Origin of the sequence: Pseudomonas sp. (genome assembly GCF_030684895.1) — a bacterium.
Lineage (GTDB): Bacteria > Pseudomonadota > Gammaproteobacteria > Pseudomonadales > Pseudomonadaceae > Aquipseudomonas.
Genome location: NZ_JAUXXP010000048.1, coordinates 25,806 through 42,324 on the forward strand (window position 1 = coordinate 25,806; position 16,519 = coordinate 42,324).

The window sequence follows — 16,519 nt, forward strand, 5'->3', positions numbered from 1 at the left end:
CACTTGAAAGGGAGATGAATCATGACTTACCTGATCGATGCCTGGCTGGACCGCCCGCAGCCGTATCTACGCATTCTCAATCGCAACACCGGCGAAGTCTGCGCCCTGCTTAAGGAAGATGCGCTGGATGAGCTGCGTGATCAGGGCGATCTGGAGCTGCACGAGCTGAACTCCAATGAGCCGCTGGTGCTCAAGGAGTTGGTACGCAACCTGTTTCTTTACTGCTACGCCCGGGCGTTGCGCCCCTGACACTTTGAATATAAACGCATCGCGGGCATGGCCCGCTCCTACCAGTCTGGCGTAGGAGCGGGCCATGCCCGCGAAGAAAAGCGCCTGAAACGTTAGAGAACGTCCAGCAGCTCCACGTCAAATACCAGCACGCTGTGCGGCGGGATGCTGCCCACGCCTTGTTCGCCGTAGGCCAGCTCGCTCGGCACATACAGGCGCCATTTGCTGCCGGCATTCATCAGCTGCAGGGCTTCGGTCCAGCCGGCGATTACGCCGCCAACCGGAAACTCGGCAGGCTGGCCACGATCGTAGGAGCTGTCGAACACAGTGCCGTCGATCAGGGTGCCGTGGTAGTGGGTGCGCACGCTGTCTTCACGGGAAGGCTTGGCACCTTCACCAGCGGTCAGCACTTCGTACTGCAGACCGGAAGCCAGGACGGTGATGCCGTTACGCTTGGCGTTCTCAGCCAGGAACGCCAGGCCAGCACCGGCAGCGGCTTCAGCCTTGGCGGCTGCTTCGGCTTGCATGATGTCGCGGATCACCTTGAAACTGGCGGTCAGTTCGGCTTCGCTAACGCGGCTTGGCTGGCCGTTGAAGGCATCAGTCAGGCCCGCCAGGATGGCGTCCAGGCTCACGCCCGGCGGCGGATTGTCGCGCAGCTGACCACCCAGTTGACGGCCGATGCCGTAGCTGACGCGGGTTTCGTCAGTCGAGAGATTGATATCGGACATAACACGGCTCCGCTAGGGGCTAAAAAAGGTCGGCCAGACTAGCACAAACCGCCTGGCCGCCCTACCCGCTCGCCGCGCCCTGGCGATTACGCCGACAACGCTCGGAGCAGTACTTCACCTCATCCCAGCAGCGCGCCCATTTCTTGCGCCAGGTAAAGGGCAGCCCGCAGACCGCGCAGGATTTGGCCGGCAGCTCGGCCTTTTTCACAGCGCCTCGCCCGCATCCAGGCGCGCCAGCAGTTGCTCGCCGCGCGCCCACAACCCCTGCTGCTTGGCTTCGCTCATCTTGTCCAGGCCACGGTAGACCATGCCCAGCCGATGGTTACCCGACAGCTGCTGGCGGTGGCGCATCAGAAAGTGCCAATACAGCGCATTGAATGGACAAGCCTGCTCACCCACGCTTTCGCTGACCTTATAGGCGCAGTCGCCGCAGTAGTTGGACATCCGCTTGATGTACTGACCACTGGCGCAGTAGGGCTTGGAGCCCAGGTAACCACCATCGGCGTGCATGACCATGCCCAGGGTATTGGGCAGCTCGACCCAATCGAAGGCATCCATATACACCGCCAGGTACCAGTCGCAGACCTGGCTAGGCTGGATACCGGCCAGCAGGGCGAAGTTGCCAGTAACCATCAGCCGCTGGATATGGTGGGCATAGGCATGCTCCAGGGTCTGACCGATGGCCTGGCTCATGCATTTCATGCGGGTTTTGCCGGTCCAGTAGAACTCCGGCAACGGCCGAGTGTTGCCGAAGGCGTTACGCTCGGCGTACTCCGGCATATGCAGCCAGTAGATGCCGCGCACGTATTCGCGCCAGCCAATCAACTGGCGGATAAAGCCCTCGGCGGCGTTCAGCGGCACCTGGCCGCGCCAATAGGCCGCCTCGACATCGGCGCACAGACGACGCACATCCAGCAGGCCAATATTCAGCGCCGCGCTGATCCGCGCATGAAACAGAAACGGTTCACCGACCGCCATGGCGTCCTGATAATCACCAAAAGCCGGCAGGGCGAAGTCGAGAAAGTGCTGCCACAGCGCCTCGGCTTCGGCGTGGGTCACCGGGTAATCGAAAGACGCCAAACTTCCGTAGTGATGACTGAAGCGCTCAGCCACCCGCTTCAGCACCTCTTGGGTAATGCCATCCGCCGGGAAGCGCGCGGTCATCGGTGCCTTGATCTGTTTGGGCAGCGCCTTGCGGTTTTCCGCATCGAAGTTCCAGGCGCCGCCCACCGGCGTGCCGTCACCATTGAGCAACAAGCCGGTCTTGCGGCGCATTTCGCGGTAGAAGAACTCCATGCGCAGCTGCTTGCGCCCCGCAGCCCAGCGAGCGAACTCGCCACGCGCGCAGATAAAGCGGCTGTCGGCATGCCAGGTGATCGGCACGCCGCTGCGCTTCAACTGATCTTCCAGGCGCCACTCACCACACTCGGTGAGATGCACTTCGGCTGCCTGCAACTGCACAACCCAGCGCTGCAACTCGCCAGGCAGCGAGCCACTGTTCTGCGCATCGTCCAGCTTGACGTAATGCACCCGCCAACCGCGCTCACGCAGGGCCTCGGCAAAGTGGCGCATGGCACTGAAGATCAGCGCGATCTTCTGTGGGTGGTGCGGCACATAGTCGGTTTCCGCCGCCACCTCGGCGAGCAGCACGGCATCCTGCAGTGGGTCCAGGGCCTGCAGGCTGGGCAGGTCGAAAGACAGCTGATCACCCAGTACCAGGGCAAGCCGGCGAATAGACATAGATGCGGTCGTTACCAGGAGGAGTTGAAAGAAATCGGTACGCGCAGGGTGTCCTGAGTGCCGTCCTGCATGCCGCACATTTCGTCATGCACCACCGCATGCACCAAATGGAATGGCACGCGCGGCAGGTCGTGCAGCAGGTCGCGGGCATGCTCAACCGAGCGCAGGTGCAGGGTCTTGCCATGGCCATCACTGAGCGGATGGGCGCGGCCATCCATATGCGCCTCCAGCAGGTAGATGCCACCTTCTATGGAGATCAGGTTGAGCGCTTCGATATGCCCGGCATGGGCGTGCAGCGACAGCTCTTGCAGATTCATGGCGATGTCCTCAGGCGAGCAAAGCTATACAAAAATCTATACAAATACAATTTTTGTACAAGCCTGAAAAAGCACAAGGCACAACGCAAACCGCCCGTCCGTTTTGCAACGGCAGGGCGGCGGGAACGCATAAGAAAGTGCTCAGCTCGATTCGTACTTGGTCAGCTTATCCAGATAACCCATGGCGAAGGCCGAAAGGACGAAGGCCATGTGAATGATCACGTACCACATCAACTTGCTGTCGGGGATGTTCTGCGCATTCATAAAAACTTTGAGCAGATGGATCGAGGAGATCGCCACGATGGAGGCCGCCACTTTCATCTTCAGTGAGCTGGAGTCCATCTTGCCCAGCCAGCTGAGCTTCTCGGTACCTTCCTTGATATCCAGTTGAGAAACGAAGTTCTCGTAACCGGAAATCATCACCATCACCAACAGGCCACCGACCAGCGCCATATCGATCAGCGAGAGGATCACCAGAATCAGATCCGCCTCGGCCATGCCGAAGACGTTGGGCAGAATATGGAAGACTTCCTGAAAGAACTTCAGCGCCAGCGCCAGCAGACCCAGCGAGAGGCCGAAATAGATGGGGGCCAGCAGCCAGCGCGAGGCATACATGGCATTTTCGATAAAGCGTTCCATAAGGGCTCACTCAGGGTTTAAAACTGCCGGCGAGTATACCCAGCGCCCTCGCCGAGACAACCCTGGAATGTGCTAATCGATGACCGCTCAGGTTATCCCCGGCAACTGTGGATAACCTTGTGGGCAGGCTCAGGATCAATGGCTGTAAGCCAGCTCTGCGCAGGGTTTGCGCGGACTGATCAAATACTCGGCAATTGCCCGCTCAGGTTTCCGGCTGAAACTGGTAATCACCCAGATGGTGACCCCGCTCGCCGTTCAAACGGCGCAGCTCGGCCTGGATATGCAGGCGCCAGATCGGCACATCGGTGGATTGCTCGTAACCCATGCCGTGCAGGTTTTCGGCGATGTCGGTGAGGATGCTTTCAGCGGCGAAAGCCCCGTGGAATGGGCCTTGCGCTTTAATCGTGGAAGGCTGCGCGCCGGCCATGCCAGCGGCGCAGATCAGCGTCCAGAGGCCCTTGTTGCCGGCCAGCGGCAACACCACGCATTCGATACGGGTATCCAGGCCCAGACAGTGGCGGGTGAGATTGAGGCTGCGCGACATGGCGACGACCCTCTCAGGAGCAGGCCTTCAGCCTACACCCGAGCAAGCGCCGCTGGGAAGCCAACAGTTATCCCCGCTTGCTGTGGATAACTGTGTGGATGAAGTGAGGAAAAGTCGACCCGAGCCAGGCGCACGGGCCGGTGGCGCAATTCGCTCAGTGACCGACCAGCCACCGGGCGAATTGCCTGCGCACCGCAGTCATTCAGCCGCCGGCTTTTTCGCCCGTGGCTTCTTCTCCTTGACCGCAGCAGCCGGTTCTTCCTTCTTCGGCTCCTCTTTGTCGTCCTCGTCCATCCCCATGGCGGCAATATCGCGTAGGCGCTCAACCACCCGCGCATTGACGCTGCCCGCCGGGAATTGCCCCTGCTCATTGGGCGACCCGGCATCCGCGCCGACCAACAGGCTCAGCGCCTCGTCGACCTGGCGCACCGCATAGATATGGAACTGCCCAGCACGCACAGCCTGCAGCACGCGCTCGTCGAGCATCAGGGTGGTGACGTTGGAGTGCGGGATGATCACGCCCTGCTCGCCGGTTAGACCGCGCGCTTCGCACAGACGGAAGAAGCCTTCGATCTTCTCGTTGACCCCGCCGACCGCCTGCACCTCACCGAACTGGTTAATCGAGCCGGTAATGGCGAAGCACTGCTTGAGCGGGGTGCGCGACAACGCCGAGATCAGCGTGCACACCTCACCGAGCGAAGCACTGTCGCCATCGACGTAACCGTAGGACTGCTCCAGGGCAATGCTCGCGGAGATTTCCAGAGGGAATTCCTGGGCATAACGGCTACCGAGGTAACCGGTGAGGATCATCACCCCCTTGGAGTGAATCGGCTGACCGAGATTGACCTCGCGCTCGATGTCGACAATGCCGCTGCCGCCGGGATAGACGGTGGCAGAAATCCGCGCAGGCACACCGAAGGCCGAATCACCGACTTCCAGCACGGTCAGACCGTTGCACTTGCCCACGGCTGCGCCGGCGGTGTCGATCAGGATGATCCCGGCCAGCATGTCATCGATGATCCGCGCCGAAACGCGGCCCGTGCGGGTGGCCTTGGCCTTTAGCGCGCGCTCGATATGCCCGGCGTCGGTCACTTCGTCCCCGGCCAGGCTGCGGATAAAGTCAGCCTCGCTGACCAGCTGAAACAAATCGCCAATACGCGCCGACAAGCGCCCCTGGTGTTCGGCCAGCCGCGCGCTGTAAGTCGCTACGCGCGCCACGGCGGCGGCGGTGAGCGGCGCCATGCCCTCTTCCGAGGTGCGGGTTTTCATCAGCTGGGCGAACTGCTCCAGGCTGTCATCGGCCAGCGGGATGTCTTCATCGAAGTCGACCAGGACGCGGAACATCTCCTGGAAATCCGGATCGAGGTCCTGCAGCGTGTAATACAGCTGACGCGAGCCGATGATCACCACCTTGAGGTGCAGCGGAATCATCTGCGGGGTCAGGGTCACAGTGGCGATGCGGCCGAGATCACCGAGCGGCGACTCCATCTTCAGCTGGCGCGATTGCAGGGCGCGCTTGAGCGCATCCCAGACAAACGGCTCGCCGAGCATCTTTTCTGCTTCAAGAATCAGAAAACCGCCGTTGGCGCGGTGCAGTGCGCCGGGGCGCAGCTGGCGGTAGCTGGTGTAGAGCGCACCCTGGTCGGTGTTGTATTCGATGCGGCCGAACAAATTGTCGTAGGTCGGGTGCGGCTCGAACACCACGGGCGCGCCGCCCTGGGCGTGATGCCCGACCACCAGGCTCGGGCAGTATTGCTCTTCGAGCAGCTTGCGGGTTTGTGCGTCGGCCTTTTCCACTTCGACCAGTTGATCGACCACGGTCTTCAGCAGGTTGACCTGCACCGCCTGCAGGTAAGCGCAGACCCCAGCGTTTTCCGCGTACTTCTCCGACAGCGGCGCGAGCAGCGGCTGCAGGGCGATGGTGATGGTTTCTTCATTGAGCTGGCGCAGCAGATTGCTCGACTCGCGCTTCCACTGCGGCAGGCTGGCCAGCTCCTCGTTGAGGCGTTCTTCCAGGGTCGCGATATCGGCGTGAAAGCGCTCGCGCTCGGCTTCGGGCAACTGGGCAAACTCTGCCTCATCCAGGGCCTTGCCATCGAGCATCGGGGTGAAGGCGATATTGCTGCTGTCGCGGTACAGGGCGACGTTCTTTTCCAGCGACAGACGCTCAATCACATCCAGCGCCTGGTCATAACGCTTATTAAAGGCGCGGTCGATGGCGTTCTTCTTTTGCTGGAACGAGGGGTGCTCGAACACCGCCGGGAAGGTCGCCAGCAGGTTGTCGATCAGGCCGTTGATGTCAGCGAGAAACTCACCGGCAGTGCCAGACGGCAGCTCCAGCGCACGCGGCTCGCGCGGCTCGTCGAAATGATTGACGTAGACCCGGTCAGCCGGGGTCTCCAGGCGCTTGGCTTCAGCCTTGAGGTAGCGTTTGACGAAGGAAAAGCGGCCGGTGCCGGGCTCGCCCATGACAAACACGTTGTAGCCGGGGCGCGGCATCGCCACGCCGAACTGCAGCGCCTCGACGGCGCGCTCCTGGCCCAATACACCACGGAAGGGTTCCAGGTCTTCGGTATTACTGAAGTTGAACTGCTCAGGGGAAAAGGGACGGGTAAGTGCTTCAGGTGCCAACCGCAAATGGGCTGCGACGGAGTCTGGCATTGGAAATCCTTGGACGGGGGCCTGGTGGAAATCATGGCCGCATCGGCCCGCATCCACAAGCGGTATGCTTGATCCAAGGCAAGCCCAACGCCGCTGGTGTTTTTACAATGCGCGGCAGTTATCAAGGAGCGGTGCATGAGCCTGTTTCAAGAGGTCGCCATACTGCTGGCCCTGTCAGCCCTGGTCGGCGGCATTGCGGTGAAGCTGCGCCAGCCGCTGATCATTGCCTACATTCTGGTGGGCATCCTCGCCGGCCCAGCGGTGCTGGGCCTAAGCAGCGAAAACGAGCCGCTACAATTGCTCGCGGAAATCGGCATCACCGTGCTGCTGTTCGTGGTCGGCCTCAAGCTGGACATGCGCCTGGTGCGCACCCTCGGCCCGGTAGCCCTGGCCACCGGCCTGGGTCAGCTGACCTTTACCATCGTCTTCGGTTATGGCCTGTGCACCCTGCTGGGCCTGGAATGGCTGACCGCGCTGTATGTGGCTGTGGCGCTGACGTTCTCCAGCACCATCATCATCGTCAAGCTGCTCTCCGACAAAGGCGAGATCGACTCCCTGCACGGCCGTATTGCCATGGGTTTCCTGATCGTCCAGGACATCGCCGTGGTGCTGGCCATGCTCGGCCTTAACCTGTATCAGCCGAACAGCGCCGAACAGCCCGGCATGCACCCGCTATTGCTCGCTGCCACCCTGCTGGGCAGCCTGGGCGTGCTGTTTCTGCTGATGCGTTACGCCCTGCCGCGCCTGCTGAATATGATGGCCGACTCGCCGGAACTGCTGATGCTGATGGCCATCGCCTGGGGCACCTTGCTGGCGGCGGGTGCCGACTCGCTGGGGCTGTCCAAGGAAATCGGCGCGTTTCTCGCCGGCTTCTCCCTGGCCTCGACCTCGCTGCGCGAAGCAGTGGCCAGCCGCCTGACCAGCCTGCGCGACTTCCTGCTGCTGTTCTTCTTTCTGCACCTGGGCCTGCAACTGGACTTCGCCCATATCCATGGACAGATCGGCAGTGCGCTGATCCTCTCTGCCTTCGTGCTGATCGGCAACCCGCTGATTGTCATGGCCATCATGGGCTGGATGGGCTATCGCAAGCGCACCGGCTTTATGGCCGGGCTGACCGTGGCGCAGATCAGCGAGTTCTCGATCATCTTTGTCGCCATGGGCATCGGCCTCGGCCATGTTGGCCAGGACGCCCTGGGCCTGACCACCCTGGTGGGGCTGATCACCATCACCCTGTCGACCTACATGATTCTCTATGCGCAGCCGCTGTTCGCCCGCCTGTCGCCCTGGCTGGGACCGTTCGAGCGGCATATCCCGCACCGGGAAAACGCCGACGACAATGCCCCAGCTGGCGAGCAGCCGCACATCATCGTCTATGGCATGGGCCGTTACGGGCGCAAATTGGCCGCGCAACTGGAGTTAGGTGGACGCCGTGTACTGGGCGTGGACTTCGACCCACAGGCTCTGGCCCAGGCCCGCGAAGAAGGCCTTAATGCCTGCTACGGCGACGCCGAAGATGCCGATTTTCTCAGCCATATGCCGCTGAGTCACGCCCAGGCGCTGATCAGCACCATCCCCCAGCGCGAGGTCAACGCCATTCTGTTTCGCGCCTTACGCAGCGCGGCGTTCAAGGGCCAGATCACCCTTAGCGCGTTTCGTGCCGGTGATGCCGAAGCGCTGCATCATGCCGGCGCAGCCAGTGTGCTGCGGCCGTACAGCGATGCAGCGGAAACCGCAGCGCGGCGCTTGCTGGAGGAAATCAAACAACTGTGAGACGGGGCTCAGCATGATCGGCCGCAGCCGGCGTGCACAACCAAAAACGGAGCCTTGCGGCTCCGTTTGGTATTGCGGCGTGGCTTATTGGGCCAACTTCTTGTAACGCACGCGGTGCGGCTGCGCGGCAGCATCGCCCAGGCGCTTCTTACGGTCGGCTTCGTACTCGGTGTAGTTGCCTTCGAAGAACTCGATATGCGAGTCATCTTCGTACGCCAGGATGTGGGTCGCCACGCGATCGAGGAACCAGCGATCGTGAGAGATCACAATGGCGGCGCCCGGGAAGTCGAGCAACGCTTCTTCCAGCGAACGCAGGGTTTCCACGTCGAGGTCGTTGGACGGTTCGTCCAGCAGCAGCACGTTGGCGCCCTCTTTCAGGGTCAGCGCCAGGTGCAGACGGCCACGCTCACCACCGGAGAGGTCCTTGACGAATTTCTGCTGATCACCGCCCTTGAAGTTGAAGCGCCCGACGTAGGTGCGCGACGGCACTTCATAGTTGCCGATCTTGATCATGTCGGAACCGCCAGACACGGCTTCCCACACGCTCTTGCTGCCGTCGAGGTCGTCGCGGCTCTGGTCAACGCAGGCCAACTGCACGGTTTCACCGATCTCGATGCTGCCCGAGTCCGGCTGTTCCTTGCCCATCAGCATGCGGAACAGGGTCGACTTACCGGCACCGTTACCGCCGATCACGCCAACGATGGCGCCCTTAGGCATGCTGAACGACAGGTTGTCGATCAGCGCGCGGTCGCCGTAACCCTTGCTGACGTTAACGAAGTCGATGACCTTGTCGCCCAGACGCGGACCGACCGGGATATAAATCTCGTTGGTCTCGCTGCGCTTCTGGAATTCCTGCGACTGCATTTCCTCGAAACGCTGCAAACGCGCCTTGGACTTCGACTGGCGGGCTTTAGCGCCTTTGCGCACCCACTCCAGCTCTTCCTTCATGGCTTTTTCATGAGCTGACTGCTGCTTGGATTCCTGTGCCAGACGATTCGACTTGGCTTCCAACCAACCGGAATAGTTGCCCTCGTACGGAATACCGGCGCCGCGGTCGAGCTCGAGAATCCAGCCGGCGACGTTATCCAGGAAGTAACGGTCGTGGGTGATCGCGACCACGGTGCCCGGGAAATCGTGGAGGAAATGCTCCAGCCAGGCTACCGAATCGGCGTCCAGGTGGTTGGTTGGCTCGTCGAGCAGCAGCATATCGGGGGCCGACAGTAGCAGGCGGCACAGGGCCACTCGGCGCTTCTCACCGCCGGAGAGCACGGCAACCTTGGCATCCCAGGCTGGCAGGCGCAGCGCGTCGGCGGCGACTTCCAGCTGACGCTCAAGGTTGTGGCCGTCGCTGGTTTGCAGAATGGCTTCCAGCTTGGCCTGCTCGGCGGCCAGTTTGTCGAAGTCGGCGTCCGGCTCAGCGTACGCGGCGTAAACCTGATCCAGACGCGCCTGGGCATCCTTGATCTGGCTTACAGCCTCTTCCACCACTTCACGCACGGTCTTGCTCGGGTCGAGCTGTGGTTCCTGTGGCAGGTAACCGATATTCAGCTCTGGCATCGGCCGCGCTTCGCCATTGAACTCGGTATCGACGCCGGCCATGATCTTCAGCAGGGTGGATTTACCCGAGCCGTTAAGGCCGAGTACGCCGATCTTGGCGCCTGGGAAGAACGACAGGGAGATGTTTTTCAGGATTTCCCGCTTCGGCGGTACGACTTTGCCGAGCCGATGCATGGTGTAAACGTATTGAGCCATGATGACCTTGGTTCTGGGTTGAAACGAAAGAGAAGCCGCCAACTGATGCGTGCAGCCTGAGGCTACACGGCGGGGACGGAGCCGCCAGGCGCTACCTGCGCAGCGTCGTTTGCATACAGTCACGCGCGCGTGCGGCAAAGCTACCGGAATGCGCCGAGCAGGGCAAACGACGCTCGTCGGCAGCGCTGGCACTTTGCCACGGTTATGGCATGCTAGCCGCCCCCTGCCTGCCGGCCGTTCTGCGCACCCGCCAGGGACCAGCCCATCGCCGCCCAGCCCCCAGGATGTAAGTCTTTGCCAACAGTCACGCCCCCAACCACACCGCGTACACCCGGCGCTCCGCCGGCTGAGACGATGCGTGGGCCGACGCGTGGCGCTCTGGTGGTGCTGGTGCTGAGCATGCTGGTGCTGCTGCTTTGGCAACTGCGTCAGGAATCCCAGCAACTGCTCGACAACCAGCGCCAGCTGGGCCTGGCCTACAGCTCGCAGCTGGCCAATCACCTGGGCCTGAACATGGAGCTTAAGGCCAGCGCCGGCCAGGCCCTGCTGCAACCCCATGTGTTGCCACCGAGTCATTCCGATGAAATGGAAGAGCTGCTGCACACCCTGCGCGGCGTGTTCCCAACCTTGCGCGGCCTGGCCTGGCTGAATGGCCAAGGTCGGATCATCGCCGACAGCCATGCGCCCACCGAAGATGCGCTGTACCTGGCCGAGCTGCTGCAGCGCGGCGGTGGCGAAAGCTTCTTCTACACCTTCAGCGCTAACGACCATGGGCGCATCTACCTGCTGCTGCGGCATAACCCCGACAGCGCCGCCAGCGGTTACTGGGTGTTGCGCCTGACCAATCAGGCGCTGACCAGCTGGCTGCAGGAGCATCATCAAAGCCCGCACCAGTGGCTGCTGGAAGACCGCAATGCGCAACGCGTGATTGCCAGCAACGCGATCCAGGGCGCCAACAGCTCAGCGGTGGCACCGCCGGTCACCGCCGAGAACCTCGACCAGAGCATGCTGGAAACCCCGCTCAAGGGCAGCGACTGGCAGCTGCGTGCACTGTTCAACGAGCGCAAGGTGCGCGCCCAGCAACTGCCGCAACAGGCCAGCAAGCTGCTGCTGTTTATCCTCTGCGCCACCCTCACGCTGCTGGCGTTGTATCGCCTGCTCAATGAACAACGCAGCCTGCATGCCCTGAATACCGCCTCGCGGCGCTCGCTGCAGCAGGCCGCCAGCGTGCTCGGCGCCATCGAGGAACGTGTGCTGGTCACCGACAACAACGGCCAGCTGCAATACCTCAATCCGCAGGCCGAGGCGATGTTTGGCCTGAGCAACGACGAGGCGCGCAACTGGCACCTGCTCAAGCTGCTGCCGCGTCTCGACCCGCTGCTGTTGCACGACACGGCCCTGCACAACGACCTCGGCCCGGACCTGGTGGAAATCCAGCAGAACGGCGTCGCCCACCTCTACGACATCAGCCGCAGCGACTTGAGCGAAGACCACAAGCGCACCGGTTTTGTCTGGGTACTGCGCGATGTCACCGAAGAACAGCACGCCTCCCATGTGCTGCAAGAAACCCGGCGGCGCTATCAGGACATCTTCGACGGCACCGGCACCGCCCTCTGCGTGCTCGACCTGGCAGAGCTGCAGCGCTACCTGCACCAGCAGCAACTGCGCGACATGACCAGCCTGCAACGCTGGCTGGACGCCGACCCGCAGCACCACAGCGAGCTCTGCCAGCGCCTGCGCCTGACCGAAACCAATCAGGTGGCCCTGCAACTGCTCGGCGTCGACTCCAACCAGCAGGCCTGGCAGCACCTGTTCAACAACGGCCCACTGCGCCCGGATGGCTTTCGCATGCAGCTGATCAGCGCCCTGCTCAGCGGCAGCGGCCAGCTGGAAATGGAACGCCAGATCCTTACCCCGCAAGGCCACGAGCGCCACCTGTGGCTATTGCTGCGCCTGCCAGAAAGCAGCGACGACCTGCAGGCTGTGACCCTCAGCATCAGCGACATCACCAACCGCAAACGCATCGAAACCTCACTGATCGAGCGCGAGCGCTTCTGGTCCGATGTGGTCAGCGCGGTGCCCGACACCATCTATGTGCACGACATCGCCGGCAAGCGAGTGATGTACAGCAACAACCACCTCGGCCCGCAGCTGGGTTACAGCAAGGCGGAAATGCACCAGCTCGGCGAACGCCTGTGGGAGAAAATCCTCCATCCCGACGACGTCGAGCTGTACCAGCGCATGCGCAATATCCAGCAGGTGCAGGGCAATGGCCTGCTGATGCAGTTCGAGCTGCGCTGGCGACATCGCGATGGCAGTTGGCACTGGTTCGATATCCGCGAGCAGGCCCTGTCGCGCGACGCCAAGGGCCGGGTCAGCCGGCTGATCGGCGTGGCCAAGGACATCACCGAGCAAATCACCCACAGCGAATCCCTGCGCACCAGCGAACAGCGTTATCGCCTGCTGGCGGAAAGCATCAGCGACGTGATCTTCTCAACCGGCAGCGACCTGCAACTCAACTACGTCAGCCCGTCGGTCATGCCGGTGCTCGGCTATGACAGCGAGTGGGCGCTGACCAATGGCTTCCAGAACCTGGCCACCAACCCGCGCCAGCTGGTTGGCTTCTACGCCCTGCTCGACCGCGTGCGTAACGCTCTGGGCGATCCGCAGCGGCTGGCCGAACTGCGCGCCGAGTTTCTGCCGCAGCTGTTCGTCTTCGATGCGCTACGCGCCGATGGCCAGAAAATCCCGGTGGAGCTGCGCCTGGTGCCGATGTGGGATGACAGCGGGCGCTTCGAAGGCCTGCTTGGCGTCGGCCGCGACATCAGCCTGCAGCGCCGCGCGGAGAAAGACCTGCGCATGGCCGCCACGGTATTCGAGCACTCCACGGCGGCGATTCTGGTCACCGATCCGGCCGGCTATATCGTGCAGGTCAACAATGCCTTCAGCCGGGTCAGCGGCTACAGCTCCAAGCAGATTCTCGACCAGCTGCCGAGCATGCTCACCGCCGACACCCAGCAGGCCAGCCACCTGGCCTATGTAATCAAACAGCTCAACCAGCAGGGCAGCTGGGAAGGCGAGGTGTGGCTAAAACGCCGCAGCGGCGAGAAATTCCCGGCCTGGGTCGGCATCACGGCGGTGCGGGACGATGAAGGCGACCTGGTCAGCTATGTGTGCTTCTTCAGCGACATCAGCGAGCGCAAGGCCAGCGAGCAGCGCATCCACCGCCTGGCCTATTACGACGCCCTGACCCAGCTGCCCAACCGCACGCTATTCCAGGACCGCCTGCACAGCGCCTTGCAGCACGGCGCGCGGCACCAGGAGTGGGTCGTGTTGATGTTCCTCGACCTCGACCGCTTCAAGCCGATCAACGATTCCCTCGGCCACGCGGCGGGCGATCGCATGCTCAAGGAAGTGGCGGTACGCCTGTGCGCCTGTGTCGACAGTGACGACACCGTGGCGCGCATGGGCGGTGACGAGTTCACCTTGCTGCTGCAATCCCAGGCCCAGCGCGAAGGCGCGCTGACCCGCGCGATCCATGTCGGCGAGCAGATTCTCGCCAGTCTGGCGCAACCATTTATTCTCGAAGGCCGCGAGTTTTTCGTCACCGCCAGTATCGGCATCGCCCTCAGCCCGCAGGACGGCAACGAGCTGAGTCAGCTGATGAAGAACGCCGACACGGCGATGTACCACGCCAAGGAGCGCGGCAAAAACAACTTCCAGTTCTACCAGGCCGACATGAACGCCAGCGCCCTGCAGCGCCTGGAGCTGGAAAGCGACCTGCGCCACGCCCTCGAACAGGGCGAGTTCAAACTGTATTACCAGCCGCAGTTCTCCGGTGACGGCAAACGCCTGACCGGTGCCGAAGCGTTGCTGCGCTGGCAGCACCCGCAGCGCGGCCTGGTACCGCCGAATGACTTTATCCCGGTACTCGAAGAGCTGGGCCTGGTGGTGCAGGTCGGCGACTGGGTGCTGCGCGAGTCCTGCCGGCAGTTGGCCGAGTGGCACCAGGCGAAGATTCGCGTACCGAAGATTTCCGTCAACCTCTCGGCCCGGCAGTTTGCCGAAGGCGATCTGCACGAGCGCATCGCGCAGATTCTTCAGCACAGCGGTATCCCCGCCGGCTGCCTGGAGCTGGAGTTGACCGAAAGCATCCTCATGGAAGACGTGGCTAACGCCATGCTGACCCTCAGCAGCCTTAAGAAACTCGGCGTGTTTATCGCCATCGATGACTTCGGCACCGGCTACAGCTCGCTGAATTACCTCAAGCAGTTCCCCATTGACGTGCTGAAGATCGACCGCAGCTTTGTCGACGGCCTGCCCCACGGCGAACAGGACGGGCAGATTGCCCGGGCGATCATCGCCATGGCCCACAGCCTGAACCTCACGGTAATCGCCGAGGGCGTGGAAACCCTGGCCCAGCTGGATTTCCTGCGCGGCCACGACTGCGACGAAGTGCAGGGCTTCCTGCTCGGCAGGCCGATGCCGGCGCACCAGTTCACTGCGCTGTTCACCGGCACTGCGCTGTTTATGCTGAGCTGAACCGCGCCCGCGCATGAGCCCCGCTTGTCCGCCAGATGACCACGCTTCATATGCCTGTTTAGTACGGATGAGGTAGAATTCGCCCCCTCTTTCTACCGCCCAGCTGATTTTCTCAGGGGAATGCTATGTTCAGCCGTGATTTGACTATCGCCCGTTATGACGCCGAATTGTTTGCTGCGATGGAGCAAGAAGCCCAGCGCCAGGAACATCACATCGAGCTGATCGCCTCGGAGAACTACACCAGCCCAGCGGTGATGGAAGCCCAAGGCTCGGTACTGACCAACAAGTACGCCGAAGGCTACCCAGGCAAGCGTTACTACGGCGGTTGCGAATACGTCGACATCGTCGAGCAGCTGGCCATCGACCGCGCCAAGGAACTGTTCGGTGCCGACTACGCCAACGTTCAGCCGCACTCCGGCTCGCAAGCCAACAGCGCCGTGTACTTGGCCCTGCTGGAAACCGGTGACACCGTACTGGGCATGAGCCTGGCCCACGGCGGCCACCTGACCCACGGCGCCAGCGTCAGCTTCTCCGGCAAGATGTACAACGCCGTGCAGTACGGCATCACCGATGCCGGCCTGATCGACTACGACGAAGTTGAGCGCCTGGCCGTTGAGCACAAGCCGAAGATGATCATCGCCGGCTTCAGCGCCTACTCGCAGGTACTGGACTTCCCACGCTTCCGCGCCATCGCGGACAAAGTTGGCGCGTACCTGTTCGTCGACATGGCTCACGTAGCCGGCCTGGTTGCTGCTGGCGTGTACCCGAACCCGGTGCCGTTCGCCGACGTGGTCACCACCACCACCCATAAAACCCTGCGCGGCCCGCGTGGTGGCCTGATCCTCGCTCGTGCCAACGAAGCGCTGGAGAAGAAATTCAACTCCGCGGTATTCCCAGGCGGCCAAGGCGGCCCACTGGAGCATGTTATCGCCGCCAAGGCCGTGTGCTTCAAGGAAGCCCTGCAACCTGAGTTCAAGACCTACCAGCAGCAAGTGATCAAGAACGCTCAGGCCATGGCCAGCGTGTTTATTGAGAACGGCTACGACGTAGTTTCTGGCGGTACCGAGAACCACCTTTTCCTGCTCTCGCTGATCAAGCAAGACATCACCGGTAAAGATGCCGACGCCGCCCTGGGTCGCGCTTTTATCACCGTGAACAAGAACAGCGTACCGAACGATCCACGTTCGCCATTCGTCACCTCCGGCCTGCGTATCGGCACCCCAGCCGTAACCACTCGCGGCTTCAAGGAAGACGAGTGCCGCGCACTGGCTGGCTGGATCTGCGAGATCCTCGCCAACCTGGGCGACGACGCGGTTGAAGCGCGCGTGCGCGAGCAAGTCAAAGCGGTGTGCGCCAAGTTCCCGGTTTACGGCAACTGAGTCTCTGACCTGCTACTGAAAAGCCCGCCTCTTGGCGTAAGGCTGTTCACATAAGAAAAATGCCGCTTCGCCCTGCCAGGGAAGCGGCATTTCTTTGTGCTCACCACCGTAGGATGGGTGCTAACCCATCAATTGGCTGATGGGTTAGCACCCATCCTACGGCCTGAACCACTGCCAAAGACTTAGAGCGAGGAAGATTTCAAAGCCCGCCGCTCT

Annotated in this window: 12 protein-coding genes; 4 read left to right on the forward strand and 8 right to left on the reverse strand. The window is 62.1% G+C overall.

Annotated elements, in window-relative coordinates; all coding sequences use genetic code 11:
* Positions 1–21: 21 nt before the first annotated feature.
* Positions 22–249 (forward strand): hypothetical protein, encoded by a 228-nt coding sequence (locus Q8M42_RS10480; RefSeq protein WP_305284031.1) that lies wholly within the window; start codon positions 22–24, stop codon positions 247–249.
* A 92-nt stretch (positions 250–341) separates the two neighbouring features.
* Here Q8M42_RS10480 and Q8M42_RS10485 read toward each other — a convergent pair whose 3' ends face one another.
* The 7 genes from Q8M42_RS10485 to Q8M42_RS10515 form a co-directional block, all read right to left on the reverse strand.
* On the reverse strand, positions 342–959 hold the full coding sequence (locus tag Q8M42_RS10485; RefSeq protein WP_304866218.1) for an FKBP-type peptidyl-prolyl cis-trans isomerase: 618 nt from the start codon (positions 957–959) through the stop codon (positions 342–344).
* A gap of 61 nt (positions 960–1,020) precedes the next feature.
* Complete coding sequence (locus Q8M42_RS10490; RefSeq protein WP_304866221.1) at positions 1,021–1,167, reverse strand: DUF2256 domain-containing protein; 147 nt, start codon at positions 1,165–1,167, stop codon at positions 1,021–1,023.
* Positions 1,164–2,699: a cryptochrome/photolyase family protein gene (locus Q8M42_RS10495; RefSeq protein ID WP_304866224.1), complete on the reverse strand. Its 1,536-nt coding sequence runs from the start codon at positions 2,697–2,699 to the stop codon at positions 1,164–1,166. Before Q8M42_RS10495 ends, Q8M42_RS10490 begins: the two co-directional genes overlap by 4 nt.
* Positions 2,700–2,710: 11 nt before the next feature.
* The gene (locus Q8M42_RS10500) at positions 2,711–3,016 is read right to left on the reverse strand and encodes a DUF6482 family protein (RefSeq protein WP_304866227.1); all 306 of its coding nucleotides are present in this window, start codon (positions 3,014–3,016) and stop codon (positions 2,711–2,713) included.
* A gap of 141 nt (positions 3,017–3,157) precedes the next feature.
* Complete coding sequence (locus tag Q8M42_RS10505) at positions 3,158–3,655, reverse strand: TIGR00645 family protein (protein WP_304866230.1); 498 nt, start codon at positions 3,653–3,655, stop codon at positions 3,158–3,160.
* 202 nt (positions 3,656–3,857) lie between these two features.
* Positions 3,858–4,199, reverse strand: a complete 342-nt coding sequence (locus Q8M42_RS10510; protein ID WP_275960649.1) for a hypothetical protein — start codon at positions 4,197–4,199, stop codon at positions 3,858–3,860.
* Between the two features lie 198 nt (positions 4,200–4,397).
* Entirely contained in the window at positions 4,398–6,860 is a 2,463-nt protein-coding gene (locus Q8M42_RS10515; protein WP_304866234.1) for a Lon protease family protein, read from the reverse strand.
* Positions 6,861–6,995: 135 nt separating this feature from the next.
* On the opposite strand from Q8M42_RS10515, the gene Q8M42_RS10520 reads away from it, so the two are divergent.
* Positions 6,996–8,630, forward strand: a complete 1,635-nt coding sequence (locus tag Q8M42_RS10520) for a cation:proton antiporter (protein ID WP_304866237.1) — start codon at positions 6,996–6,998, stop codon at positions 8,628–8,630.
* Between the two features lie 84 nt (positions 8,631–8,714).
* On the opposite strand, the gene ettA is transcribed toward Q8M42_RS10520, so the two are convergent.
* Positions 8,715–10,382 carry an energy-dependent translational throttle protein EttA gene (ettA, locus tag Q8M42_RS10525; protein ID WP_304866240.1) on the reverse strand — a complete coding sequence of 556 codons (1,668 nt, stop codon included), beginning with the start codon at positions 10,380–10,382 and terminating at the stop codon, positions 8,715–8,717.
* 354 nt (positions 10,383–10,736) lie between these two features.
* On the opposite strand from ettA, the gene Q8M42_RS10530 reads away from it, so the two are divergent.
* Together Q8M42_RS10530 and glyA are read left to right on the forward strand one after the other, a co-directional pair.
* Complete coding sequence (locus Q8M42_RS10530) at positions 10,737–14,924, forward strand: EAL domain-containing protein (RefSeq protein WP_304866242.1); 4,188 nt, start codon at positions 10,737–10,739, stop codon at positions 14,922–14,924.
* 125 nt (positions 14,925–15,049) lie between these two features.
* On the forward strand, positions 15,050–16,303 hold the full coding sequence (gene glyA, locus Q8M42_RS10535) for a serine hydroxymethyltransferase (RefSeq protein ID WP_289238897.1): 1,254 nt from the start codon (positions 15,050–15,052) through the stop codon (positions 16,301–16,303).
* Positions 16,304–16,519: the final 216 nt, after the last annotated feature.

Bases quoted from the DNA above. Each gene is read 5' to 3' on its own strand.
- Q8M42_RS10515 (WP_304866234.1), bottom strand. From the start codon at position 6,860: ATGCCAGACTCCGTCGCAGCCCATTTGCGGTTGGCACCTGAAGCACTT.
- Q8M42_RS10485 (WP_304866218.1), bottom strand. From the start codon at position 959: ATGTCCGATATCAATCTCTCGACTGACGAAACCCGCGTCAGCTACGGC.
- Q8M42_RS10480 (WP_305284031.1), top strand. From the start codon at position 22: ATGACTTACCTGATCGATGCCTGGCTGGACCGCCCGCAGCCGTATCTA.
- Q8M42_RS10495 (WP_304866224.1), bottom strand. From the start codon at position 2,699: ATGTCTATTCGCCGGCTTGCCCTGGTACTGGGTGATCAGCTGTCTTTC.
- Q8M42_RS10510 (WP_275960649.1), bottom strand. From the start codon at position 4,199: ATGTCGCGCAGCCTCAATCTCACCCGCCACTGTCTGGGCCTGGATACC.
- Q8M42_RS10500 (WP_304866227.1), bottom strand. From the start codon at position 3,016: ATGAATCTGCAAGAGCTGTCGCTGCACGCCCATGCCGGGCATATCGAA.
- ettA (WP_304866240.1), bottom strand. From the start codon at position 10,382: ATGGCTCAATACGTTTACACCATGCATCGGCTCGGCAAAGTCGTACCG.
- glyA (WP_289238897.1), top strand. From the start codon at position 15,050: ATGTTCAGCCGTGATTTGACTATCGCCCGTTATGACGCCGAATTGTTT.
- Q8M42_RS10530 (WP_304866242.1), top strand. From the start codon at position 10,737: ATGCGTGGGCCGACGCGTGGCGCTCTGGTGGTGCTGGTGCTGAGCATG.
- Q8M42_RS10520 (WP_304866237.1), top strand. From the start codon at position 6,996: ATGAGCCTGTTTCAAGAGGTCGCCATACTGCTGGCCCTGTCAGCCCTG.
- Q8M42_RS10505 (WP_304866230.1), bottom strand. From the start codon at position 3,655: ATGGAACGCTTTATCGAAAATGCCATGTATGCCTCGCGCTGGCTGCTG.